Here is a 26,136-nt window from a genome sequence, read left to right on the forward strand (position 1 = left end):
TTTTATGTTCTCCAGATTTTTCATCGACCGGCCGATTTTTGCGTCGGTGCTCGCGCTGTTTGTCGTGCTGGCGGGGCTGGCGTCCATGCGCATCCTGCCCGTCTCGCGTTACCCGGAAATCTCGCCACCGGTGGTCAATGTGTTCGCCATCTATCCCGGCGCCTCGGCCGAGGTGCTGGAAAGCACGGTGGCCGCGCCCATCGAGCAGTCCATCAACGGTGTCGAGCGCATGCTCTACATGGACAGCACCTCCTCGGGCGACGGCACGGTTTCGATCAACGTCACGTTTGATGTCGGCACCGACCTGGACATCGCGGCGGTGAACGTGAACAACCGCGTCAACCAGGTGCTCTCCAAACTGCCGCAAGAAGTGCAGCGCCAAGGCCTGACGGTGTCCAAGAGTTCGGCCAATTTCCTGGTGGTGGCCACGCTCTACTCGCCGGATGATCGCTACGACACCTTGTTCATCTCCAACTACATCACGCAAAACGTGCTCGACGCCATCAAGCGCGTGCCCGGCACGACCAATGTGCAAGTCTTCGGTGCCAAGGATTACGCCATGCGCATTTGGCTGCGTCCGGACCGCATGGCGCAACTGGGCGTGACGGTGGCTGACATCTCCAGCGCGGTCCGCGAGCAAAACGCCCAGTACGCCGCCGGCAAGATCGGCGCACCGCCCGACAACACCGAAGAGCTGACCTTGACCGTCACCGCCCGGGGCCGCTTGCTCGAGCCCGAGCAGTTTGGCGACATCGTGATCCGCAGCGGCGACAAGGGCGCCATCGTGCGCCTGAAGGATGTGGCGCGGGTCGTGCTGGGTTCCAAGGACTACAGCTTTTATGGCCGCATCGACGGGCACCCGTCGGTGCCGGTGGGGGTCTTTCTGCAGACCGGTGCCAACGCGCTGGACACCCGCGAGGCGGTGGAGAAGACTCTGCAGGAACTCAAGGCCAAGTTCCCTGAAGGCATGACCTATTCCACACCCTACGACACCACGCCGTTCGTGACGGAATCCATTTATGAGGTGCTCAAAACCCTGGCGGAAGCCATGGTGCTGGTGTTTCTGGTCGTCTACCTGTTTCTGCAAAGCTGGCGCGCCACCATCATTCCGGCGCTGGCGGTACCCGTGTCCCTGATCGGCACCCTGGCCGGCCTGCAGCTGCTGGGCTACAGCATCAACACGCTGACCCTGTTCGGCATGGTGCTGGCCATCGGTATCGTCGTGGATGACGCGATCGTGGTGCTGGAAAACGTCGAGCGCCTGATGCACGAAGAAAACATGAGTCCGCGCGACGCCGCCATTGAGGCCATGCATGAGGTCACCGGGCCGGTGGTCGCCATTGTGCTGGTGCTGTGCGCAGCGTTTATTCCGGTGGCTTTTCTGGGCGGGCTGGCCGGCGAGTTGTACCGCCAGTTCTCGGTCACGATCTCGATCGCGGTGGTGCTCTCCGGCCTGGTCGCTTTGACGCTCACGCCGGCCTTGTGTGCGGTCTTCCTCAAGCCGGGGGCCGAGCGCAAGAACGCGTTTTTCAATTGGTTCAATCGCAGTTTCAGTCGCGTGACCCAACGCTACACGAAAGGTGTGGCCTTTTTTCTCAGGCGTGGCGTGCTGGGTCTGATCCTGTTCATCGCGATGGGGGCCCTGACCGGGCTGCTGTTCAAACTGGTTCCCGGCGGCCTGGTGCCGGACGAGGACCAGGGCTATTTCATAGGTGCCGTGATCCTGCCCGAAGGCTCCTCGCTGGAGCGCACCAACCAGGTCGTGAAGCAGGTGGAAGCCGCCATGTCGCCGAATAAAAATATCGAAGCGGTGTTCAGCCTGGTGGGCCTGAATTTTCTGGGCGGCGGTGGCCTCAAGTCGTCGGCGGCCACCATGTTTTTTCCACTGCGCCCGTGGGGTGAGCGCAACCAGACCGCCCAGGAACTGGTGATGGAAACCTATATGAAGACCGCCGGCATCAAGGAAGGCCTGCCGCTGGCGTTTGCCCCGCCGTCCATCCAGGGCCTGGGCCAGACCGGCGGTTTTGAGTTCTACCTGCAAAACCGGGGCGATGGCGGCGTGCGCCGGCTGGCGCAACTGCTGCCGGGTCTGTTGGCAGAAGCCAACAAGCAGCCCGAGCTGCAAGGTGTCAAGACGATATGGCAGGCCAATTCGCCGCAGCTGTTTGTCAGCGTGGACACCGAAAAGGCGCACGCCATGGGCGTTGTGACGGCCGACATCTACAACACCCTGGCCGCCACCCTGGGCAGCCTCTACGTGAACGACTTCAACAAGAGCGGGCGCATCTACCAGGTGCTGATGCAGGCCGAAGGCCAGTACCGCGCCAAGCCGCAGGACATTGGCGCGCTGTATGTGCGTGCCAAAACCGGCCAGATGATCCAGATCCGCTCGGTAGCCGAAGTCACGTTTGTCGCCGGGCCGGACTCGGTGCAGCATTTCAACGCGCTGCCCGCGATCCAGATTCTGGGTGAGGCCAAACCTGGTTACAGCTCGGGCCAGGCCATCGCCGCGATGGAACGGGTGGCCAACCAGGTGCTGCCCGGTGATGCGGCTTACGACTGGGGTGGTTCCGCCTTCCAGCAAAAGCGCAGCAGTGGTGCGGGCGGTCTGGCACTGGGGGCGGGCTTTGTGATGATCTTTTTGATTTTGGCCGCGCAGTATGAAAAGTGGTCGCTGCCGTTCTCTGTCTTGCTGGCGCTGCCGTTCGGTATTTTTGGCGCCTTCCTGGCCGTGTATTTGCGCAACTTCACCAATGATGTGTATTTTCAGATCGGCCTGGTCACGCTGCTGGGCCTGTCGGCCAAGAACGCGATTCTGATCGTGGAGTTTGCGATGATGAAGGTGCACGAAGGCCTGTCGCCAGTCGCCGGCGCGCTGGAGGCGGCGCGCTTGCGCTTTCGGCCGATTCTGATGACCTCGCTGGCCTTTATCCTGGGGGTCTCGCCGCTGGCCTTTTCCAGCGGCGCGGGCGCCGCAGCGCGCCAGTCGATAGGCACCGGAGTGCTGGGCGGCATGCTGGCGGCCACCTTCCTGGCGATATTTCTGGTACCGCTGCTGTTCAAGCTGGTGAACGACTGGCATTTCCGCAGCCAGCCGGAGGACTACCAGTACCTGAACAAACCGGCCCATGGCCAGGGAGCGCCCCATGGCTGAGCGCACCCCCATTCGCTGTTCAATAACTATCACTTTGGTCGCTGTCTGCGCCCTCGCAGCCTGCGCTAGCACGTCTTTAGGCCCAGCCTACCAGCGGCCTGCGCTGGCGCTGCCCGACAACTTGCCTGCGACCGGTGGCAGCGCCCGCGTGGACTGGGCGGTGTGGTGGAAAGGTTTCCAGGACCCGGTGCTGGACGCCCTGATGGCCGAGGCCGCGCGCAACAGCCAGGACCTGGCGCTGGCCAGTGCCCGCATTGCCGAAGCCCGCGCGACCCTGGCGCAGAACCAGGCCAACTTTTACCCGACGGTGGACCTGAACGCCAGCGCCGCCCGCCAGCGCGCAAGCGAAAACGCCGCCAGCTTCAATGCCGAAACCCGTCCTTACTCGACCACGCAACAACTGGGCTTGAGCGCCAGCTACGAGATCGACTTCTGGGGCAAATACGCGCGTGCCGATGACGCCGCCCGGGCCCGTCTCCTGAGCCAGACCGCCAACCAGGGTACGGTGCTGACCACCTTGTACGCCAACGTGGCACAAAGCTATTTCGCCCTGCGCGCGCTCGATGCGCAGACCACGCTGGCGGAGCAAACCCTGGCCACCCGGCAAGAGAACCTGCGTTTGCAACTGCGCCGCTTTGACGGCGGTGTGATCGGCGAGCTGGACCTGCGCCAAGCCGAGTCGGAGGCGGCCGGCGTCGAGGCGACCCTGCAAGCCACCCGGCAAAACCGCGGCAACGCGGAGTCCGCGCTGGCGCTGCTGCTGGGCCGCCAGCCGGCCGGCATCATGCAACCGGTGCTGACACGTGGTCTGGAGGTGGGGGCGCTGTATGCCAGCCAGTCGATTCCGGCCGATTTGCCGTCGGACGTGTTGAGCCGCCGCCCCGACGTTCTCAGTGCCGAGCAAAGCCTGGTGGCCGCCAACGCCGACATCGGGCAGGCGCGCGCCGCCTACTTCCCTAAATTGAGCCTGACGGCGGGCCTGGGGCAGCAGTCGAAAGACCTGTCCAGCCTGTTCGATCCGGCCTCCCTGTTCTGGAACCTGATGGCGAATTTGACGCAGCCGGTGTTTCGCGCTGGCGCCATCGGCGCGGTGGTGGCCGCCGCCAATGCCCGAGAGCAGCAAGCCCTGGCCCAATACACCCAGACGGTGCAAAACGCCTTTCGCGATGTGCATGATGCATTGAACAATGTAGCGGCCGGGCGCGAGATTGCCGCCACCACCAGCCGACGCATCGAGGCCCTGCGCAACACCTTGCGGCTGTCCGATCTACGCTACAAAAACGGCTACTCCAGCTACCTGGAGGTATTGAATGCCCAGCGCGATCTGGCCCAGGCCGAATCCGCCCTGATCGACACCCAGCGCAGCCAGCTCAATGCGGTGGTCAGCCTGTACCGGGCTTTGGGGGGTGGCTGGGAGGCGCAGGGCGGGGTGGCGCAAGCGGCCACGCCCTGATGACCGCTTAGAGTTTGGCCGCCTTGAATTCGCTTGTTTCGATGAGCTCGCAAAAGATGCGCATCAGGTGCGGGTCGTGTTTCTCGCCGGTTTCCTGGTGCAGTATGGGCATGATTTGCGCGTGCGTTTTCGAGCGATGGTAGGAGCGGGTCTGGGCCATGGCGTCGTAACTGTCGGCGATGCTAATGATGCGCGAGGCAATTGAAATGGCTTCGCCAGCGAGCTGGTCTGGGTAACCCCGGCCGTCGTAATGCTCATGGTGGTGGCGAATCGCCAAAGCCGCCTGCCGCGCGCCTTCGAGGTGGGTGACGGACATGATTTCCCAGCCGATCTCCGAGTGTTGTTTCATGATCTCCCACTCGGGCGGGTCAAATTGCGCCGGTTTCAAAAGGATGCAGTCGGGGATGCCGATTTTGCCAATGTCATGGAACGATGCGGCAATCTTCAGGATGCCCAATTCTTGTCGGGACAGGCCGCACGCCATGCCAATGGTTTCGCTCAGGCCCCGCACCCGCTCGGAGTGGAGCTGTGTCAAGGTATCGCGGTAACCCAGCGCCACCGAGAGCGCTCGGGTGTAGCTGTACAGGGCCACGTAGACGGGGTCTTCTGGTTCCATTTGAGCCTTTGGAGAAAGTCTGGGGTCGCTGGGGCGCTCAAATTATGACCGGCATCACAGTCTGCGAATCGGTTTCTTGCGCCAGACCAGCCGGTAATAGCATGTCTGCAAGGTCAGCATGGCCAAAAACGCCACGGGGTAGGCCGCCCAAATGCCGTTCAAGCCATAGGTGCTGCTCAACACCCAGGCCACCGGAATTTCAATGCAGGCGATGGCAAACATCGCAATCGCCGTGGGCGCGAACACCGTGCCGCTGGCCCGCATCAGGCCCGACAAGACCATGGACATGCCCATGATGACGCTGCTCCACAGCATGATGTGCAACAGCGTTTGCGCCATATCCACCACGGCCGCATCGGTGATGAACAGCCCGATGATGTTGCGCGAAAACAGGTAGCCCAGCAAGACCAGCGAGCCAGTCAGCATCACATTCATCATGATGCCGGTGCGGGCAATCTGGCCCAGGGTGTGGGCACGTCCGGCACCAATGGCTTGTGCGCCCAGGATGGATGCCGTGATCGCGATGGAGATGGCGGGAAACTGCACGTAGGACACAATTTGGTTGACCGCGCCATAGGCTGCGGTGGCTTGCGAGCCATAGCGGTTGACCAAAAACAGCACGGCAATTTCGGCCACCGAGATCGTGATCATTGACAAGGCCGTGGGCAGACCCACGAACAACACTTTTCTCAAAATGTGGCGGTCGATGCGCAGGTGTTTCATGAAGGCCGCGTTGGGTGCGAGGACGTGCTTCTTGCGCAGCAAATACCACGCGGTCCAACCCAGCGCGACGAGGTACGACATGACAGCGGCGTAAGCACCGCTGGCTACCCCCATGGCGGGCAATCCCGCCCAGCCCCGGATCAGCGCCGGTGTCAGCAACAGACCCACGGCCGTGGAAATCAGCAGTGTCATCAGCGGCGTGGTGGTGTCCCCGACGCCGCGCAGCATCGAGGTGATCAGCAAGAAGATAAACACGCCAGGTGTTGCCATCAACATGACGCGGGCGTAGGCGGTTGCCCCCGGCAAGATGTCAGCGGGTGTGCCCAAGGCCCGCAGCATCATTTCCGCGAAGGTACCGCCAAAGATCGCGACGACCAGTCCTGCGCACAGGCCCACGCTCAGGGTGGTGCCGGCAATGGCCTTGACGCGCCCCATCTCTTTGGCGCCCCAGGCCTGACCAATCAGGACGGCGGCGCCCGAGCCCATGCCGATCACGAAGGCAATCAGGAAGAACAGCACCGGAAAGAATGCAGACACCGACGCCATCGCATTCACGCCCAGCATTTGCCCCAGATAGATGTTGTTCACTGTGCCCGAGAGCGCTTGCAGGATGTTGCTGATGATCATGGGCAACAGAAATGCCAGATAGCTTTTCCACAAGACGGGCGGCGATGCCGCAGGGCCTGAGACCGTCAAGTCCGTGTTGGGGGTCAGGGCGGTATTTGTATTCATGGCCATTTCAGTGGTCATGCCCCGAAGGTGCTCATCAGGATTTTTTTCAGATGGGTTTGCACGTCCACGGGCCAGTTGGCGATCTGCGCCTCGAACCCGGCCTGGTCCCCGGCAAACAAGGCGCGGCTGGCTTCCTCGAAACAACGTTCATGACCGGCCATGGTGGACATGAACTTGTAAGCCGCCGCACTGCTTTGCCGCACGCGGTCTTTCACTTCGGTGTCGCGCCGGGCCACTTCCACCAATTTGCGCAGCGCCACCGAGGCGCCGCCGGACTGGCTGCTGAGCCATTCCCAATGGCGCGGCAGCAGTGTGACTTCACGCGCCACCACGCCCAAGCGAGGGCGACCGGGACCGCGCGCTGCGCCGGCGCTGACCCGGGGATCGGCCGCTGGCTCGGCAGCCGTTTGCGGAGCGGCGGTCTGGTCCGGCCCGGCAAGGGCGGTATTCGCTTGCGCCTGCAGACGCAGTCTGGCCGTGAACTCGTCCATCGAGCCGCGCCAGTCCAGCTCCAGGGTCTCGCTGCTGGCGTTGTCAAAGATCAGCACGGGGAGGGCTGTGCTGCTGTTTGCGGCCCCGTCAACCGCGATCTTGGCGACGACGGCCACGTCCTTGAGTTCTCCCGTCGCGATGCATTGGCTGCCTTCAAAGGCGGTGCAGAGGGTCTTGAGCCATTCCATAATTTATCCGGGTTTAATTAAAGATTGAATTTTATCCGGGTATAAAAACCTTTAGTTTTAGCCGGGTAATACTGTGATTGTCTTGGCGTGACCGATAGTTCCTATCAATCATTTAGCCAAAAGCAATTGGCTCAGTTGATTGATGCGTTCTACCATTCAACCCATGCCGATTTAAAACCTCTATCGGCAATTGTTCAACCCACTGGAGCCCACGATGACTGCAAGCCAACGCCCCGAGATCAAAACCATGGCCAATCTGGAATCCGCCTTTGCTGGCGAATCCATGGCGCACATCAAATACCGTTACTTCGCCAAACTGGCACGCGAGATGGGTGACGAGGAAACGGCCCGCACCTTTGAAGCCACCGCCGACCAGGAGGTGATGCACGCCTTTGGCCACCTGGATTTGCTCTACCCCAAGGCCAGCATGACGCCGGCCAAGGCGCTGCAAATTGCCATTGACGGCGAAACCTACGAGTACACCGAGATGTACCCCGGCTTTCGCAAAACGGCGGAAGAAGAAGGCCATGCCGCCGCCGTGGCCGAGATGGACGAGCAGATTGAAGAGAGCAAGCTGCACGCCGCTGCCTTCCGCGCCACGCTGGAAAAAGCCCAGAAGCGCTTTGCCGCGCTGGCCAAGGTCGAAGAGCGCCACGCCAATCACTACAAGGCCCAGCTGGCCAAAGTGGTGGCGACAGCCTGAACCGGAGTCCGGCCGCGGTAGCTACTTAATTAATAGCTATCTGCGCTTATTCGACGAGGGCTGGAGCCCGATTTGATCAATATTTACTGGAATACCCCATGAAAACCTATCTTTGCATTGTTTGCGGTTTTGTCTATGACGAGGTCAGCGGCCGCCCTGAAGACGGCATTGCGCCCGGCACGAAGTGGGCCGACGTGCCCGAGTCGTGGGAGTGCCCGGACTGCGGCGTTGCCAAGGCCGATTTCGAAATCGTGGAAGTATGACCCCCACGCTTGCCACTTCGTGTGCTGCGCTGCCCCCCGAGGGGGCGAATTTTGGCTCTCGCCGAACTTCGTTTCCTTGGGGCGGCCCGGCGGAAAATTGTCTTGAGAAGCCGATCATCATCATTGGCGCCGGCCTGGCCGGCTGGACCACGGCGCGCGAGTTGCGCAAGCTCGACACCAGCACGCCGCTGATGCTGATCACGGCGGACAGTGGCGACTTTTATGCCAAGCCCTCGCTGTCCAACGCCTTCAACCAGGGCCGCATCCCGGCGCAATTGGTCAGCACGGCGGCGGCGAAGATGGTGGAAACTCTCAAGCTCACCCTGTTGGCCAACACCCGCGTGCTGGCCATCGACCCGCAAACCCGCACGGTCAGCACGGCGCAGGGCGAGTTCCCCTTCAGCCAGCTGGTGCTGGCCACCGGGGCGCAGCCGATTCGCGTGCCCATGGCAGGGGATGGGGCGGACCAGGTGCTGTCGATCAATTCCCTGGATGACTTCTCAAAGTTTCATGCCCGTTTGACGGGCGCAGACGGTTTTGAAAACCGTCGCCGCCCCCACGTCCTGATCATGGGTGCGGGCCTGATTGGCTGCGAGTTTGCCAATGACCTGGCCGCTTCCAACTACCAGGTCAGCGTGGTGGACCCGTCCAGCGGCCCGATGGCGGCCTTGCTGCCGGCCGAGAGCAGTGCGCAACTGCACGACGCGTTGGCGGCTCTGGGCGTGACGTGGCATTTCGGGGCCACGGTGACAGCGGTGAATTCGATCAAGGGTGCGGTCAGCACGGGCGACAAGCCCAACGGTCACACGCTGCAGGTCGATCTGTCCAATGGCCATCGGGCGCCCGTCGATATGGTACTGAGTGCCATCGGATTAAGAGCCGACACAACACTGGCACAAGCCGCCGGCCTGGTCTGCGAACGCGGCATCGTGGTGGACGCCGCCCTGCAAACCAGCGCGCCGCACATCTATGCCCTGGGCGATGGCGCGCAATATGCCAGCGCGGGCGGCCGAACCCTGCCTTATGTGATGCCGATCATGAGCGCCGCCAGGGCACTGGCGGCCACCCTGGCCGGCACGCGCACGGATGTGGTTTTCCCCCTGATGCCGGTCGCCATCAAGACCCCGGCGCTGCCCATTGTGGTGGCAGCTCCAATCTCCGGCTCTGCCGGTGACTGGCGTGGCGCCGAGCCCGGGCTGTGGCAGTTCATCGACGCACAGGGTCAGGCGCGCGGCTTTGTCCTGAGCGGCCAACAAACGGCCCGGCGCGCGGAACAGTCCAAACTGCTCATCACGGCCTGAGCCTCTGCACCGGCGACAAGCACGGGCCGAATCCCCAGCGCCGTCAGTAGCCCCAGGCAAGCGAGGGGTGCTTGTTGGGGCTAGCTTGTATCGAGCGGGGTCGCTATCTATACTGGTTTTTGCTGCTGCTTTGTGCATCAACCATTGGGGAGCTCACCATGATTCATGATCCGTTCGGCGCCTTGCAGGATTTCCGGCTCGCCTCCGGAAAAGTGGCGCGTTACTACGCGCTGTCGACACTCGAAGCGGCCGGGCTCGGCCCGGTGTCACGGTTGCCGGTGTCCATCCGCATCGTGCTGGAGTCCCTGCTGCGCCATTGCGATGGGCGCAAGGTCACCGAGGAACATGTGCGCCAGCTGGCCGGCTGGCAGCCGACCGCGCCGCGCAGCAGGGAAGTGCCCTTTGTCGTTGCGCGCATCCTGTTGCAGGACTTCACCGGTGTGCCCTTGCTGTGCGATCTGGCGGCCATGCGCGGCGTGGCGCAGCGCTTCGGCAAGGACCCGAAGATCATCGAACCACTGGTGCCGGTGGACCTGGTGGTGGACCACTCGGTGCAGGTGGACCACTACAACGTCGCCAACGCGCTCGACCTCAATATGCGGCTGGAATTCCAGCGCAACGCCGAGCGTTACCGCTTCATCAAGTGGGGCATGCAGGCCTTTGACACCTTCCGCGTGGTGCCGCCCGGCATCGGCATCGTGCACCAGGTGAATCTGGAATACCTGGCGCGCGGCGTCTGGCAAAAAGACGGCGTCTATTACCCCGACACCCTGGTCGGCACCGACTCGCACACCACCATGATCAACGGCCTGGGTGTGGTCGGCTGGGGCGTGGGCGGCATTGAGGCCGAAGCCGGCATGCTGGGCCAGCCGATCTACTTTTTGACCCCCGACGTGGTCGGTGTGCACCTGGGCGGCCAGTTGCGCGAAGGCGTCACCGCCACCGACCTGGTGCTGGTGATCACCGAGATGCTGCGTCGCGCCAAGGTGGTGGGCAAGTTTGTCGAATTCTTCGGCAGCGGCGCCGTCTCGCTGACCCTGCCGGACCGCGCCACGCTGGCCAATATGGCACCCGAATACGGCGCTACCATGGGCTTCTTTCCGCCGGACGAAGAAACCGCGAACTACCTGACCGCCACCGGGCGTACCGACGAGGAGGTCGATGCGTTTCGCGCCTACTTCCAGGCGCAAGGCCTGTTCGGCATGCCCGAGCCGGGGCAGATCGATTACAGCGACGTGCTGGAGCTGGACCTGGCCTCGGTCGTGCCCAGCGTGGCCGGGCCGAAGCGGCCGCAGGACCGGATTCCCCTGCCCGAGCTCAAGGCCAAATTCACCGAGCTGTTCAGCCAGCCGGCCGCGGTCAATGGCTACGGCAAGTCCGCGCTGGACTTGGGTCAGCGCCATGTCCTGCCGCACTATCTGCCGCTGGAATGCCTGCCCGCCGTCGAGGCCAGCGGCAAGGGCCACGCCATGGCCCGGAACGAGGTCGAAATGGTGGACAACCGTCCCGCCGGCGGCCCGGTCTGCCCCGACCCGGAAGAGCATGTGGAAGGCATCAAGCAGCCGGTCGGCGACATCGGCCATGGCGACGTGCTGATAGCAGCCATCACCTCGTGCACCAACACCTCGAATCCGGGCGTCATGCTGGCCGCCGGCCTGCTGGCGCAGAAGGCCGTGGCGCGCGGTCTGACGGTGCATCCGCGCACCAAGACCTCGCTTGCCCCCGGCTCGCGCGTGGTGACCGAATACCTGACTCAGGCCGGGCTGCTGCAACCTCTGGCGCAGCTCGGTTTTCGCCTGGTGGCCTACGGCTGCACCACCTGCATCGGCAACTCCGGCCCGCTCGACAGCCGGCTGGAAGAGGTGCTCACCGAGCAGGATCTGGTATGCGCCGCCGTGCTCTCGGGCAACCGCAATTTCGAGGCCCGCATCCACAGCAGCATCAAGGCCAATTTCCTGATGAGCCCGCCGCTGGTGGTGGCCTTCGCCATCGCCGGGCGCGTCGGCATCGACCTGATCAATGAGCCGCTGGGCCTGGGCCGCGACGGCCAGCCGGTGATGCTGAAAGACATCTGGCCGAGCGCGCAGGAGATTGCGACGGCGATGAAGCATGCCACCGATCCCGCGACCTACCGCGCGCTGTACCAAGACTTTGCGCGCGGCAATCCGCTGTGGAACGAAATCTCGACCCACACCGGCCAGGTCTATGCCTGGGAGCCCTCGACCTATATCGCCGAGCCGCCTTTCTTCGAGGGTTTCAGCTTGACGCCGGGCGCCGTGCAGGACATCAGCGCCGCGCGGGCGCTGGCCATCTTCGGCGACTCGGTCACCACCGACCACATCAGCCCCGCCGGCTCCATCAAGCCGGGCTCACCCGCCGGTGAATACCTGCTGGCGCACGGCGTCTCGGTCGCCGACTTCAACAGTTACGGCTCACGCCGCGGCAACCACGAGGTGATGATGCGCGGCACCTTCGCCAATGTGCGCATCCGCAACCTGATGCTGGCGCCGCAGGCGGACGGCGCGCGCGTCGAGGGCGGGGTCACGCGTTTGCAGCCGGGCGGCGACGTCATGTCGATCCACGCGGCAGCGGTGACCTACCAGGCGCGCGGCACACCAACCCTGGTGTTCGCGGGCGAGGAATACGGCACCGGCTCCAGTCGCGACTGGGCGGCCAAAGGGCCGCGCCTGCTGGGCGTGCGCGCCGTGGTGGCCAAAGGCTTCGAGCGCATCCACCGCTCCAACCTAGTTGGCATGGGCGTGCTGCCGTTCCAGTTCAAGGGGGCCGACAGCGTTGAATCTTTGGGCATTGTTGGCGATGAGGAGTTTGACTTGCTGGATCTGGATGCCCATCTGCGGCCCGGTCAGGATGTGGTGCTGACGATCCGCCGGCCCGACGGTACGCGGCGCGAGGTGACGCTGCAGCTGCGGGTTGATACGCCGATCGAGGTGGACTATCTGCGCCATGGTGGCATCCTGCCTTACGTGCTGAGCGAGCTGCTGACGGGCGCTCCCAGCTAAGCGCGATCTACATGGTCAAGCTCGCGACCTGACAATTCGGACCGCCCAACGGGCGCTACGAGGAAAATCGGCCTCTAGTGACCGTATTCATTGCGCAAGAAGCTATTGAATTAGGAGTAAATTGGCCTCCCCTCGGCCTGCTCCGCCTACTTTTGGAAGCCCGAACCGGGCACGCGAAGGCCTAGAATCGATCAACCGGCGCTAAGGCGCCTTTTTTCTGCCAGTCTGATCGTTTCACCCAGCCCATGTCCCCATCCAACTTCACCTACGATCACCCCGCCAGCAAGTCGAGTCACGTCGTCAAGGAAGAGCAGATCGAGTACGGCTTCATTGGCAAACTCCAAGGCCTCAAATACGAATACCGGGCCGACATTCGCGACCGCGCTGCGCTGGAGCGCAACTTTCGTGAAAAGTTCGAGGCCCTCAACCGCGTTCACCTCTCCGATGGTGAGTTCGCCCGCCTGCTTGACGAAATCGTCACCCCCGACGTTTTCACCGCCGCTCGCACCCTCCGCGGCATCAACGCCTTCACCCGCGAAGACGGCACGCCGCTGAACTACACCCTGGTCAACATCAAAGACTGGTGCAAAAACACCTTTGAGGTCGTCAACCAGCTACGCATCAACACCGACTACAGCCACCACCGCTACGACGTACTCATCCTCATCAACGGGATGCCGTGCGTACAGGTCGAGCTGAAAACGCTGGGCATCAATCCGCGCCGCGCCATGGAGCAGATCGTTGACTACAAAAACGACCCCGGCAACGGCTACACCAAGACCCTGCTGTGCTTTTTGCAGCTCTTCATCGTCAGCAATCGCACCAACACCTACTACTTCGCCAACAACAACGCGCGCCACTTTGCGTTCAATGCCGACGAGCGCTTCCTGCCCATCTACCAGTTTGCGGACGAGGCCAACAACAAGATTGCCCAGCTCGACGAGTTTGCGGACAAGTTCCTCGTTAAATGCACCTTGGGCCAAACCATCAGCCGCTACATGGTGCTGGTGGCAAGCGAGCAAAAGCTGCTGATGATGCGGCCCTACCAGGTGTATGCGGTCAAGCAAATCGTGGACTGCATCCACCAGAACTGCGGCAACGGCTACATCTGGCACACCACCGGCAGCGGCAAAACGCTCACGTCCTTCAAAGCCTCTACCCTGCTCAAGGACAACCCCGACATTGAAAAATGCCTCTTTGTGGTGGATCGCAAAGACCTCGACCGCCAGACCCGCGAGGAATTCAACCGCTTCCAGGAAGGCTGCGTGGAGGAGAACACCAACACTGCAGCGCTGGTGCGCCGCCTGCTGTCTGACGACTACGCCGACAAGGTCATCGTCACCACCATCCAGAAGCTGGGCCTGGCGCTGGATGAAAACAGCAAGCGCAACAAACAGCAAAAGAAAGACGGCAAGGCAACCTACAAAGAGCAGCTAGCGCCGCTGAGCGACAAGCGCATCGTCTTCATCTTTGACGAATGTCACCGCTCCCAATTTGGCGCGAACCACGACGCGATCAAAGAGTTCTTCCCCAAAGCGCAGCTCTTTGGCTTTACCGGCACGCCCATTTTTGAAGCAAACGCAACAGCCAAACAGTTCGAGGGTGAAGAAGGGCAGTTCAGAACCACGGAAGACCTCTTCCAAAAGCAGCTGCACGCCTACACCATCACCCACGCCATTGAAGACGCGAACGTGCTGCGCTTCCATGTGGACTACTTCAAGCCCGAAGGCAAAAACCCGCCCAAGCCTGGTGAGGCTTTGACCAAAAAGGCGGTGATCGAAGCCATCTTGGCCAAGCACGGTACGGCCACCGCCGGGCGCCGTTTCAACGCCATTCTGGCCACCGCCAGCATCAACGACGCCATCGAATACCACAAGCTGTTTGCAAAGCTGCAACAAGCCAAGCAAGCGGCTGACGCCACCTTTGTGCCGCTCAACATAGCCTGCGTGTTCTCGCCACCTGCCGAGGGCGATGCCGATGTCAAACAAATTCAAGAAGACCTGCCGCAAGAAAAAGAAGATAACCAGGTAGATCCCGAAGGCAAAAAAGCCGCCCTCAAGGCCATTCTGGCCAGCTACAACACCCGCTATGGCACTAACCACACCATCAGCGAATTTGACCTGTATTACCAGGACGTGCAAAAGCGCATCAAAGACCAGCAATGGCCCAATGCGGACTTTCCCGCAGCCCAAAAAATCGACATCACCATCGTGGTGGATATGCTGCTCACAGGCTTTGACTCCAAGTACCTCAATACCCTGTACGTGGACAAAAACCTCAAGCACCACGGCTTGATACAAGCTTTTTCACGCACCAACCGCGTGCTCAACGGCACCAAGCCCTACGGAAACATCCTCGACTTTCGCCAGCAGCAGGGCAATGTGGATGCCGCCATTGCCCTGTTCTCGGGTGAGAAGACGGGTGAGCAAGCCCGCGAGATCTGGCTGGTAGACAAGGCCCCCGTCGTCATTCAAAAGCTGGACGCAGCCGTGCAGAAGTTGGCCGACTTCATGCAGTCCCAAGGGCTGGCTTGTGCGCCAGAGTCTGTGCCCAACCTCAAGGGTGACGACGCCCGCGCCGTCTTCATCAAAAACTTCAAGGAAGTGCAGCGCCTTAAAACCCAGCTCGACCAATACACCGACCTGACCGAAGACAACGCGGCCGCCATTGCGCACATCTTGCCCGCAGAAAACCTGCAAGGCTTTCGCGGTGCATATCTGGAAACAGCCCAGCGCCTCAAGCAACAACAAGCCCAACAGGACAAGGGTGGCGAGGCGAAAGACGGCGACGCGGCAGATGTGGACCAACTCGATTTTGAATTCGTGCTCTTCGCCAGCGCCGTCATTGACTACGACTACATCATGGGCCTCATGTCCCGCTTCTCGCAACAGGGGCCGGGCAAGCAGAAAATGAGCCGCGAGCAGCTCATTGGCCTTATTCAGGCCGACGCCAAGTTCATGGACGAGCGCGACGACATTGCTGCGTACATCAACACCCTGAAGGCGGGCGAGGGCCTGAGCGAGGCCGCCATCCGCGAGGGTTACACCCGATTCAAAAAGGAGAAGGACAGCGTTGAACTTGCCAGCATCGCGGATAAGCACCACTTGGCGCCCGCTGCCCTGCAAACCTTTGTGGACGGCATCTTGCAGCGCATGATTTTTGATGGCGAGGCCTTGAGCGACCTCATGGCCCCGCTGGAGCTGGGCTGGAAGGCGCGCGCCCAGGCTGAACTGGCGCTAATGAAAGAGCTGCAGCCATTGCTGACTAAGCGCGCACAGGGTCGCGAGATTTCTGGACTGAGTGCGTATGAGCAATAGAAACAAGGCTACGCTGGTACCTAAGCTGCGCTTTCCGCAGTATCGGGGGGACGGGCAGTGGACCGTTGAAGTACTTTCCGAGGTTGCAGAATTCGTTAACGAAAAGATCTCACTTGAGAAGATCGAATTGGACAACTACGTCAGCACGGAAAACATCCTTCCTGACTACAGCGGAGTAACTCGGGCCTCCAAATTGCCGACGACGGGCTCGGCCACTAGGTTTAGACCAAACGACACGCTGGTTTCTAATATTCGGCCCTATCTCAAGAAGGTATGGTTTTCAAACAAGGATGGCGGTGCATCGAATGACGTGATCGTGATTCGCGCAAAACACAAACTGCTCACCCAATACCTTCCCTTCCTGCTCAAGAATGATTCGTTCATCGACTATGTAATGACTGGGGCAAAGGGCGTGAAGATGCCTAGGGGCGATATTGACTCGATGAAGAAATATCCAACCTTCTTCCCTGCACCGTCCGAACAACAAAAAATCGCCGATTGCTTGAGCTCATTGGACGAGCTAATCTCCGCGCAAGCCCGCAAGGTGGATGCACTCAGGACCCATAAAAAAGGGCTGATGCAACAGCTTTTCCCCCGCGAAGGCGAAACCCAACCGCGCCTGCGGTTTCCTGAGTTTAGGGATGCAGGGAAGTGGGAAAAGATGACCCTAGGTAAAGCCGCGAACTTCTACAACGGCCGAGCGTACAAACAGGAAGAACTTCTCGAAGCCGGGAAATATAAAGTGCTTCGCGTTGGAAATTTTTTCACCAACAACAATTGGTATCACTCGAATCTTGAATTGGATGAAACGAAGTATTGTGAGGACGGCGACCTCCTTTATGCATGGTCTGCCTCATTCGGGCCACGCGTCTGGCGTGGCGAAAAAACCATTTATCACTACCGTATTTGGAAGGTTGTTGAGCAGTCTGGGATCGATAAACAATTCCTCTTCATCGTCCTAGAACACGAGACCGAGAGAATGAAAGCCAAGACCACAAACGGGCTTGGCATCATGCACATCACAAAGGGCGCGATCGAGAGCTGGGAAAGCACTTTCCCGGGCATCGCAGAGCAGAAAAAAATTGCTGAACGGCTAATGAATTTGGATGGCGCGATCAGTACTGGAACTCGAAAAATTGAACTTCTCACCGGGCACAAAAAAGGACTTATGCAGCAACTTTTTCCGTCCTTTGATGACATCAAAATATGAGCAAGGCATCCACCATCACCAGATTCAGATCCCTGGAATCTCTGGCCCGGAAGTTCCGCAAGGATTTAAAGGGCATCCAGAAGCGTAAGAAGACCCCCCAGCGTAAGGGTACTACGGCGGTTGCGGGTAATGACTTCGTTCTGGTGTTTGCGCACAATGGCGTAGGAAAAACCCGGCTGTCAATGGAGTTTAAAGGCCTTGGCAAAAATGAAGAGAAAAGAGACACGCTTTACTTCAATGCCTTTACTGAAGATCTCTTTGATTGGGACAATGATTTCGATGAAGACAAGGATCGCAGGATTAAGTTCAAGGCCGAGTCCCAATTCTTTGATGGCCTTGATGGTATGGGTATTGAAGGGCAAATTCGACCGCTCTTACATCAATACACTGACTTTGATTTCAGAATCAACTACGCTGCAGCAGAGATACGCTTTTATCGCGACGTGACGATAGCCGGAAATCGCAGACGACTTGAGGACATCAAGATATCGCGAGGTGAAGAAAACATCTTTGTCTGGTGTTTCTTCCTGGCTATTCTTCAATTAGCGATCGAGGCGGAAAAAGGCCAGCCCTACGATTGGGTGAAGTATGTCTATATTGACGACCCAATTTCTTCATTGGATGAGCAAAACACCATTGCAGTTGCGGCCGGCCTCGGAGGCTTGTTGAAGCGCGAAGACAATAAGCTCAAGGTCGTCATATCGACGCACCACGGTTTATTCTTCAACGTAATGTTTAATGAGCTCACAGGGAAACGAACCTCTGAGAACAAAGAAAATATCAAGAAGAAGGCATATATCCTTCACCGGTTAAACGAGGCCCAGACATACTCTCTCGAAGATACAGGCGAGTCTCCATTTTTACATCATGTCGCGGCTTTAGAAGAACTGCGTACGGTTGCAAAATCAGGAAAGATATCTCAGTACCATTTCAATTCACTTCGAAGCATTCTTGAGAAGACGGCCATATTTTTTGGCCGCCAACACATCTCATCGTGCTTTGAGGGGCTTCCTAAAAAGGCGCTATATGCGCGCTTTCTGAATGTGCGAAGTCACGCGAAATATTCAGTATTCGAGTCTGAATCCATCACCGCATCCGATAAAGAGATGTTTCGGGAAATACTGACTGCTTTCCTCACCCGTTATTCGTTTCGCCTTGCAGCGGCTGGGGCTATACCAGCGCAAAAAACCATTCCATCGTCAACTCCTGTCACATGACTTAGCAATACCAAATGCAACAAGCTAGCAATGCTTCACCCAGATGCAGGAGATGAGTGCATGAACAACCTGATTCTTTACACCACTGATGACGGCATGAGCCAGATTCAACTCCGGGCCGACCTAGGCACGGTGTGGCTGACCCAGTTGGAAATGGCGGAGCTGTTTGACGCTACCAAGCAGAACATCTCCCTGCACCTCAAGAACCTCTTTGAGGACGGTGAATTGGATGCAGCGGCAACTGTCAAGGAATCCTTGACAGTTCAAACCGAGGGCACGCGCGAGGTAAAGCGGCCCATCACGCTCTACAACCTCGACGCCATCCTGGCCGTGGGCTACCGGGTGCGTTCGCCGCGCGGCGTGCAGTTCCGCCGCTGGGCGTCCACGGTGCTCAAAGAGTACCTGGTCAAGGGCTTTGTGATGGATGACGAGCGGCTGAAGAACCCGGATGGCCGCCCGGACTACTTTGACGAGATGCTGGCGCGCATCCGGGACATAAGGGCCTCGGAAAAGCGCTTCTACCAAAAGGTGCGCGACCTGTTTGCGCTGGCGGCGGACTACGACAAGTCAGATGAAACGACACAGACGTTTTTTGCCACGGTGCAAAACCTACTGCTGTACGCGGTCACACAAAAAACTGCTGCCGAACTGATCGTGAGCCGTGCCAACCCTACCGACCAACACTTTGGACTGCTGAGCTGGAAAGGCGCCCAGGTGCGCAAGCAAGACATTGTGGTGGCCAAGAACTACCTGACCGAGGACGAAGTCGATACTCTGAACCGGCTGGTGGTTATCTTCCTGGAGACGGCAGAGCTGCGCGCCAAGCGGCAGGCCATCACCAGCATGAGTTTCTGGCGCGAGAACGTGGGGCAGATCGTCGTGTTCAACGGCTTTCCACTGCTCAGTGGCGCGGGCACGGTGAGCCACGCCCGCATGGAGCAAAAGCTGGAGCCGTTGTATCTGGACTTTGACCAACGCCGCAAGACGGAAGAGGCCCGTACCGCTGATGCGCAGGATGAGGCTGATTTAAAGGCATTGGAAAGCACGATCAAGAATCGACCAAAGACATGACTGGACAAAGCAAGAAACAACTTGGCAAGAAGGTCAGCGGAGGTAACACGCTCGCTGAAGACGTTGCACCTTTGCTGGGCGCTTTGCGCCAAATAATTTCCGATTCGCGCCAGCAGGTTCTGCGGTCGGTGGATGTGGTGCAGGTGCAGACCTACTGGCACGTCGGGCAGCACATTTTGGAGTTTGAGCAAGGCGGTGCGCAGCGGGCAGCCTATGGGCAGCGCTTGCTGCCACAGTTGGGGCAGGCACTGTCGGCGGAGTTTGGACGGGGCTTTGATGCTACCAATTTGCGGCACATGCGCGGGTTCTACCAGGCGTTTCCAATTCGCGACGCACTGCGTCGCGAATTAAGCTGGACGCACTACCGCCTGCTGCTGCGGGTGAACAGCGACGAGGCCCGCCAGTGGTACGTGCAGGAGGCCGCAGCCCAGAACTGGAGCACCCGCGCGTTGGAGCGGCAAATCGGCAGCCTGTATTACGAGCGCTTGCTGCTGAGCCAGGACAAAGCGGCGGTGACTGTCGAGGCGCAAACCAACTTGGCTGCACTGGATCAATCGCCGCGCGCTTTTGTGCGCGACCCGGTGATGTTGGAGTTCTTAGGGCTGGCAGACACGGGCCGCCTGTTGGAAGCCAAGCTGGAGACGGCCTTGATGGACAAGCTACAACATTTTTTGATGGAGCTGGGCAAGGGCTTTGCCTTTGTGGCCCGCCAGCAGCGCATTAGCACCGAAACGCAAGACTTCTACATTGACTTGGTGTTTTACAACTACTTGCTCAAGTGCTTTGTGTTGATCGACCTGAAAACGGGGCCACTCACGCACCAGGACGTGGGCCAGATGGACATGTATGTGCGCATGTACGACGACTTGCGCCGAGGCGAGGATGACAACCCCACGGTGGGCATCTTGCTGTGCGGAAGCAAAGACAAGTCGGTGGTGCGCTATTCCGTGTTGAACGGCAGCGAACAGCTTTTTGCCAGCAAGTACCGTTTGGTGCTGCCCAGCGAAGAAGATTTGCGGCTAGAGCTACAGCGCGACCGTGAAGAAATTGAAGCCCACCAAGACCTGCGTGGCGAAGGCAACGACGGTAGCAAAACATGACCGAACAAAACCAAAAACAACTGGGTAACACCCTCTGGGCGATTGCCGACCAACTGCGCGGGGCGATGGATGCGGATGATTTCCGCGACTACATGCTGTCCTTCCTGTTTCTGCGCTACCTGTCTGACAACTACGAAGCGGCGGCCAAGAAAGAGCTGGGCAGCGACTACCCCCAAGTGGAAAAAAAGGACGATAGCAGTGCGCGCCCCGTGCCACTGGCGCTGTGGTACGCCAACAACCCGGCGGACGTGACCGCGTTTGAAAAACAAATGCGCCGCAAGGTGCACTACGTTGTCCAGCCGCAGCACTTGTGGAGCAGCATTGCCAATATGGCCCGCACCCAAAGCGGTGAGCTACTCAACACGCTGCAAGCGGGGTTCAAGTACATCGAGACCGAGTCTTTTGAGAGCACGTTTCAGGGCTTGTTTTCTGAAATTGACCTGGGTTCGTCCAAGCTCGGAAAAGGTTACCCAGAGCGCAACGCCAAGCTGTGCGTCATCATCAAAAAGATCGCGGATGGGCTGGCAGAGTTCTCTGATAAATTGGACACCTTGGGTGATGCGTATGAGTACCTGATTGGCCAGTTTGCCGCTGGCTCAGGCAAGAAGGCGGGTGAGTTTTATACGCCGCAGCAAATCTCTGACATTCTCTCCACCATAGTGACGCTGGACAGCCAGGAGCCTAAAACGGGAGTAAAGCAACGGCTGGAAAGCGTAATGGACTTTGCCTGCGGTTCAGGTTCGCTGCTGCTGAACGTCCGCAAGAAAACCAAGGAAGCTGGCGGCACTATCGGCAGGATTTACGGGCAAGAGAAGAACATCACCACCTACAACCTGGCGCGCATGAACATGCTGCTGCACGGGGTGAAGGACACCGAGTTTGAAATTTTCCACGGTGACACACTGACCAACGACTGGGACATCCTGCGTGAGCTGAACCCGGCCAAGAAGCCCACGTTTGACGCCATTGTGGCCAACCCGCCGTTTAGCTATCGCTGGGAGCCTACTGACGCGTTGGCCGACGACGTGCGATTCAAAAACCACGGCCTGGCCCCCAAGTCTGCGGCGGACTTTGCCTTTTTGCTGCACGGCTTTCATTTCCTGAAAGACGAGGGGGTGATGGCCATCATCCTGCCGCACGGCGTGCTGTTTCGTGGTGGGGCGGAGGAACGCATCCGCACCAAGCTACTCAAGGATGGGCACATCGACACGGTGATTGGTTTGCCATCCAACCTGTTTTATTCCACCGGTATCCCGGTTTGTATTCTGGTGCTCAAGAAGTGCAAGAAGCCAGATGACGTGCTGTTCATCAATGCGGCAGAGCACTTTGTCAAAGGCAAGCGCCAGAACCAACTGACTGACGAAAACATTGCCAAGATCATCGAGACCTACCAGTTCCGCAAGGAAGAGGCTCGTTACTCACGCCGGGTCGAGATGGCAGAGATCCAGAAAAACGACTTCAACCTGAACATCTCACGCTACATCAGTACGGCAGTGGGTGAGGCGGAAATCAACCTAGCAGAAACGAATCGCAAGTTGGTCGAAATTGAAAAAGCCATTGCGGCGGCCAAGCAAAAGCACAACGACTTTTTGAAAGAGTTGGGGCTGAATCTGTTGCCGTGAATACCATGAACAGCAGGCGCCCAGTCGGCGCCGACTGGGCGTATCGATGCCGCGTACTTCGATGCTCTGCGCAAGCGTATCAGCAGCAAGAAATCTAGGTGATTCCAGGTGATTGCTTAAGTAAGTTCCAAAGTTGGAATCCGTTCGTACCCCCGACCTGACGGTTCAAGTTCATGGCTTTGCGTTGGCCAGGCAAAACGCAACGACCGCATTGGCATGCCCATGTCTGAGTGAACCTGCTCATTTCGCTACCTAAGTCACGAACAGCAGCGCCGGGCATTCGAGTGTGCGGCGCACCGCCTGCACAAAACCCGCTGCGTCCACGCCGTCGACCACGCGGTGATCAAACGAAGACGACAGGTTCATCATCTGGCGCGCCACCACGGCCCCGTCGCGCATGACCGGCCGCAGCACCATGCGGTTGACACCGATGATGGCCACCTCGGGCGCATTGATCACCGGTGTCGAGACGATGCCGCCCAGCGGCCCGAGGCTACTGAGGGTGATGGTCGAGCCGGTCAGTTCGTCGCGCGTGGCTTTGCCGGCGCGGGCGCTGGCCGCCAGGCGCGCCAGCTCCGCAGCCATTGACCACAGGTCGCGCGCCTCGGCGTGGCGCAGCACCGGCACCATCAGGCCGGCCCCGGTCTGGGTGGCGATGCCGATGTGCACCGCACCATGGCGCGTGACAATGCCGGCCTCGTCGTCAAAACGCGCATTGATCTGCGGGAACTCGCGCACGGCCAGCACCATGGCGCGCAGCAGCAGGGGCAGCAGCGTCAGGTGGCCACGCTGCGCCGCCCATTGCGCGTTCAGCTGCGCGCGCAGCGCCTCCAGTTCGGTGACATCGACTTCTTCGACATAGGTGAAATGCGGGATACGACGCTTGGCGTCCTGCATGCGCTGGGCGATGCGCCGGCGCAGGCCGATGACCGGTATCTGTTCTTCGTCGTGGCGCGGCGCGACGCCCGCACCGGCAATCGCGCCCGTGGCGGCTGGCGTGCCGACGCCATGCGCCACGACGTGGGCATCGAGATCGGCTTGCAGGATGCGGCCACCGGCACCGCTGGCCGCCACCTGCGCCAGGTCAAGACCCAGTTCCCAGGCGCGCCGGCGCACGGCGGGCGAGGCGATCGGCTTGTCGACGCCGGTCGGTGCGTCGACCGACTCAGAGCGAACCGGACCCGCTGTGGCCTGCGGCGTGACAAGGTCAAGCGGTGTTGGCGCTCGCGCCGGTTCGGGTGTTATCCCCGGCGGCGCGGCGGGCGCCATGGCCTGCGGTACCTTCGACGCAGCAGCGGACATTTCGCTGCTGGCCCCCGGTCCAGCCCCCGCCACCTGAATGCGGATCAGCTCCGCCCCCACCGCCAGCACCTGGCCGACCGCGCCGCCCAGGGCCAGCACCGTGCCGACCACCGGTGACGGGATCTCGACCGTGGCCTTGTCGGTCATCACGTCGGCCAGCACCTGGTCCTCGGCGACGCGCTCGCCTGGCTGCACACGCCAGGCTACCAGTTCGACCTCGGTGATGCCTTCGCCGAGGTCCGGCATCTTGATGACGTGAATTCCGGACGTTGTATTCATGTCATTTCTCCATCGCCCGCAGGAGCGCCGCGCCCACACGCGCCGGCCCCGGAAAATAAGCCCACTCCTGCGCGTGGGGATAAGGCGTGTCCCAGCCGGTCACACGTTCAATCGGCGCCTCCAGGTGGTAAAAACAATGCTCCTGCACCAGCGCCGTCAGCTCTGCGCCAAAGCCGCTGGTGCGCGTGGCCTCGTGCACCACCACGCAGCGCCCAGTCTTCTTTACCGAGGCGACCATGGTCGGTAGGTCCAGCGGCCAGATGCTGCGCAGGTCGATGATCTCGGCGTCGATGCCGGTCTCGCGCGCGGCCGCCTCGGCCACAAACACCATGGTGCCGTAGGTCAGAATCGTCAAGTCGGCGCCGGCGCGGAACACGCTGGCCGATTCCAGCGGTACGGTGTAATAACCCTCCGGCACCTCCGCCGACGGATGGCCGGACCAGGGCACCGCCGGTTTCTCGTGGTGGCCGTCGAACGGGCCGTTGTACAGGCGTTTGGGCTCCAGAAAAATCACCGGATCGTCGTTCTCGATGCAGCTGATCAGCAAGCCCTTGGCGTCATAAGGGTTGGACGGCATCACCGTGCGCAGCCCGCAAACATGGGTGAACAGCGCCTCCGGACTCTGGCTGTGCGTCTGGCCGCCGAAGATGCCGCCGCCGCAAGGCATGCGAATCGTCATCGGCGCCGTGAAGTCGCCGGCCGAGCGGTAGCGCAGCCGCGCCGCCTCCGACACGATCTGGTCCGATGCTGGGTAAAAATAGTCGGCGAACTGGACCTCCACCACCGGGCGCAAGCCATAGGCCGCCATGCCGATGGCCGTGCCGACGATGCCGCCTTCCGAGATCGGCGCATCGAACACGCGCGAGCGGCCGTGCTTGGCCTGCAGTCCCTCGGTGCAGCGAAACACGCCGCCGAAATAACCCACGTCCTGGCCGAACACCACGACGTTGGGGTCACGCGCCAGCATCACGTCCATCGCCGAACGCAGGGCCTGGATCATGGTCATTTGCATGCTCAGGCCTCCCGCCGTTGTTTGTCCATCTCAGCGCGCAGCATTTGATCGCGCTGCTGGCGCAGGTGTTCCGGCATGTCCTTGTAGACATCCTCGAACATGGCGGCGGCGCCGGCCATGTGGCCGGCGGCCAGCGAGCCATAACGTTCGGCTTCTTTCAGCGCGGCGCTGACCTGGGCCTCCAGTTCCTGCCGGACCGCCTCGTGCTCGTCTTCGGACCAGGCGCCCAGCAGCATCAGATGGGCTTTGAGTCGGGCGATCGGGTCGCCCAGCGGAAAATGCGCCCAGTCGTCGGCCGGGCGGTAGCGCGAGGGATCGTCCGAGGTCGAGTGCGCGCCGCCGCGGTAGGTCACCCACTCGATCAGGGTCGGCCCCAGGTTGCTGCGCGCGCGCTCCGCCGCCCAGAGCGAGGCGGCGTGAACGGCGAGGAAGTCGTTGCCGTCGACGCGCAGCGAGGCAATGCCGCAGCCCACGCCGCGCGCCGCGAAGGTGGTGGCCTCGCCGCCGGCAATGGCCTGAAAGGTCGAGATCGCCCACTGGTTGTTGACCACGTTCAGGATCACCGGCGCGCGGTAGACATGGGCGAAGGTCAGTGCGGTATGAAAGTCGGACTCGGCGGTGGCGCCGTCGCCGATCCAGGCCGAGGCGATTTTGGAGTCACCCTTGATCGCCGAGGCCATGGCCCAGCCCACCGCCTGGATGAACTGCGTGGCCAGGTTGCCGGAGACGGTGAAAAAACCGGCGCGTTTGTACGAATACAAGACCGGCAACTGCCGCCCCTTGAGCGGATCACGCTCGTTGGACATGAGCTGGCAGATCATCTCCACCAGGTCGATGTCGTCGCGCGCCAGCAGCAGGCCCGGCTGGCGGTAGGTCGGAAAACACATGTCACCGGGCTGCAGCGCCAGCGCTTGCGCGACGGCGATGGCTTCCTCGCCCAGGCAGCCGATGTAGAACGAGATTTTTTTTTGCCGCTGCGCGATCAGCATGCGGGCGTCGTAGATGCGCGTTTTCATCATCGCCCGCAGCCCGGTGCGCAGCCGCTCGGGCGCCAGCTTCGGGTCCCAGGGGCCGAGCGCGTTGCCCTCCTCGTCAAGCACCCGCACCAGGCTGTAGGCCAGGTCGCTGGTGTCGGCGGGCGCGGCCTCGACCGGCGGGCGCCGCACCGCGCCGGCCGGTGACAGATGCAGATAGGAAAAATCAGTGACCTGCCCTGGCCGCCCCGAAGGTTCCGGCACATGCAGACGCAACGCTTGGCTTTTGTTCTGGTTCATCAAGGCCCCCTTGCGCGCCTATCGTAATCCTGAGTGGGGCAAGACGCAAACGATAGCGAGACGGCGGCCGGCAAGGGTGCGCGGCGA

The 26,136-nt window shown here is 60.6% G+C and carries 18 protein-coding genes; 12 read left to right on the top strand and 6 right to left on the bottom strand.

Annotated features, from left to right (window positions below; all coding sequences use genetic code 11):
* Nucleotides 1-4: 4 nt before the first annotated feature.
* Nucleotides 5-3,154, top strand: a complete 3,150-nt coding sequence (locus C5P05_RS26780) for an efflux RND transporter permease subunit (RefSeq protein ID WP_114972906.1) — start codon at nucleotides 5-7, stop codon at nucleotides 3,152-3,154.
* Nucleotides 3,147-4,607 carry an efflux transporter outer membrane subunit gene (locus tag C5P05_RS26785; protein WP_157979466.1) on the top strand — a complete coding sequence of 487 codons (1,461 nt, stop codon included), beginning with the start codon at nucleotides 3,147-3,149 and terminating at the stop codon, nucleotides 4,605-4,607. Before C5P05_RS26780 ends, C5P05_RS26785 begins: the two co-directional genes overlap by 8 nt.
* Nucleotides 4,608-4,614: 7 nt before the next feature.
* On the opposite strand, the gene C5P05_RS26790 is transcribed toward C5P05_RS26785, so the two are convergent.
* Genes C5P05_RS26790 through C5P05_RS26800 form a run of 3 tightly spaced genes read right to left on the bottom strand, consistent with a single transcriptional unit; the run spans nucleotide 4,615 to nucleotide 7,358 of the window.
* Entirely contained in the window at nucleotides 4,615-5,223 is a 609-nt protein-coding gene (locus C5P05_RS26790; protein ID WP_114972908.1) for an HD-GYP domain-containing protein, read from the bottom strand.
* Nucleotides 5,224-5,277: 54 nt separating this feature from the next.
* On the bottom strand, nucleotides 5,278-6,678 hold the full coding sequence (locus C5P05_RS26795; RefSeq protein ID WP_198674878.1) for an MATE family efflux transporter: 1,401 nt from the start codon (nucleotides 6,676-6,678) through the stop codon (nucleotides 5,278-5,280).
* A gap of 14 nt (nucleotides 6,679-6,692) precedes the next feature.
* Nucleotides 6,693-7,358: a DUF2239 family protein gene (locus tag C5P05_RS26800; protein ID WP_114972909.1), complete on the bottom strand. Its 666-nt coding sequence runs from the start codon at nucleotides 7,356-7,358 to the stop codon at nucleotides 6,693-6,695.
* A 214-nt stretch (nucleotides 7,359-7,572) separates the two neighbouring features.
* Here C5P05_RS26800 and C5P05_RS26805 point away from each other — a divergent pair, with 214 nt between their 5' ends.
* From C5P05_RS26805 to C5P05_RS26850, 10 genes are all read left to right on the top strand, one after another.
* Nucleotides 7,573-8,061 carry a rubrerythrin family protein gene (locus tag C5P05_RS26805; protein ID WP_114972910.1) on the top strand — a complete coding sequence of 163 codons (489 nt, stop codon included), beginning with the start codon at nucleotides 7,573-7,575 and terminating at the stop codon, nucleotides 8,059-8,061.
* A 98-nt stretch (nucleotides 8,062-8,159) separates the two neighbouring features.
* Nucleotides 8,160-8,324: a rubredoxin gene (locus tag C5P05_RS26810; protein WP_114972911.1), complete on the top strand. Its 165-nt coding sequence runs from the start codon at nucleotides 8,160-8,162 to the stop codon at nucleotides 8,322-8,324.
* Nucleotides 8,321-9,625 (top strand): FAD-dependent oxidoreductase, encoded by a 1,305-nt coding sequence (locus C5P05_RS26815; protein ID WP_114972912.1) that lies wholly within the window; start codon nucleotides 8,321-8,323, stop codon nucleotides 9,623-9,625. Before C5P05_RS26810 ends, C5P05_RS26815 begins: the two co-directional genes overlap by 4 nt.
* A gap of 158 nt (nucleotides 9,626-9,783) precedes the next feature.
* Nucleotides 9,784-12,645 (top strand): aconitate hydratase, encoded by a 2,862-nt coding sequence (locus C5P05_RS26820; protein WP_114972913.1) that lies wholly within the window; start codon nucleotides 9,784-9,786, stop codon nucleotides 12,643-12,645.
* 245 nt (nucleotides 12,646-12,890) lie between these two features.
* Complete coding sequence (locus C5P05_RS26825) at nucleotides 12,891-15,962, top strand: type I restriction endonuclease subunit R (protein ID WP_114972914.1); 3,072 nt, start codon at nucleotides 12,891-12,893, stop codon at nucleotides 15,960-15,962.
* A complete protein-coding gene (locus tag C5P05_RS26830; protein ID WP_114972915.1) occupies nucleotides 15,952-17,172 on the top strand; it encodes a restriction endonuclease subunit S in 1,221 nt (406 codons plus the stop codon). The genes C5P05_RS26825 and C5P05_RS26830 overlap by 11 nt, the downstream gene beginning before the upstream one ends.
* Nucleotides 17,169-18,389, top strand: a complete 1,221-nt coding sequence (locus C5P05_RS26835; protein WP_114972916.1) for an AAA family ATPase — start codon at nucleotides 17,169-17,171, stop codon at nucleotides 18,387-18,389. The genes C5P05_RS26830 and C5P05_RS26835 overlap by 4 nt, the downstream gene beginning before the upstream one ends.
* 60 nt (nucleotides 18,390-18,449) lie before the next feature.
* Nucleotides 18,450-19,460: a virulence RhuM family protein gene (locus tag C5P05_RS26840; protein WP_114972917.1), complete on the top strand. Its 1,011-nt coding sequence runs from the start codon at nucleotides 18,450-18,452 to the stop codon at nucleotides 19,458-19,460.
* On the top strand, nucleotides 19,457-20,560 hold the full coding sequence (locus C5P05_RS26845) for a PDDEXK nuclease domain-containing protein (protein ID WP_114972918.1): 1,104 nt from the start codon (nucleotides 19,457-19,459) through the stop codon (nucleotides 20,558-20,560). Before C5P05_RS26840 ends, C5P05_RS26845 begins: the two co-directional genes overlap by 4 nt.
* Nucleotides 20,557-22,182, top strand: a complete 1,626-nt coding sequence (locus C5P05_RS26850) for a type I restriction-modification system subunit M (protein WP_114972919.1) — start codon at nucleotides 20,557-20,559, stop codon at nucleotides 22,180-22,182. The genes C5P05_RS26845 and C5P05_RS26850 overlap by 4 nt, the downstream gene beginning before the upstream one ends.
* 252 nt (nucleotides 22,183-22,434) lie before the next feature.
* Here C5P05_RS26850 and C5P05_RS26855 read toward each other — a convergent pair whose 3' ends face one another.
* The 3 genes from C5P05_RS26855 to C5P05_RS26865 are packed head-to-tail and all read right to left on the bottom strand — an operon-like array spanning nucleotide 22,435 to nucleotide 26,049.
* A complete protein-coding gene (locus C5P05_RS26855) occupies nucleotides 22,435-23,763 on the bottom strand; it encodes a dihydrolipoamide acetyltransferase family protein (protein ID WP_114972920.1) in 1,329 nt (442 codons plus the stop codon).
* 1 nt (nucleotide 23,764) lies between these two features.
* Nucleotides 23,765-24,775, bottom strand: coding sequence for an alpha-ketoacid dehydrogenase subunit beta (locus C5P05_RS26860; RefSeq protein WP_114972921.1), 1,011 nt, complete (start codon nucleotides 24,773-24,775; stop codon nucleotides 23,765-23,767).
* Between the two features lie 2 nt (nucleotides 24,776-24,777).
* Entirely contained in the window at nucleotides 24,778-26,049 is a 1,272-nt protein-coding gene (locus C5P05_RS26865; RefSeq protein ID WP_114972922.1) for a 3-methyl-2-oxobutanoate dehydrogenase (2-methylpropanoyl-transferring) subunit alpha, read from the bottom strand.
* Nucleotides 26,050-26,136 lie beyond the last annotated feature (87 nt).

It is taken from the genome of Rhodoferax ferrireducens, assembly GCF_003347515.1.
Lineage (GTDB): Bacteria > Pseudomonadota > Gammaproteobacteria > Burkholderiales > Burkholderiaceae_C > Rhodoferax.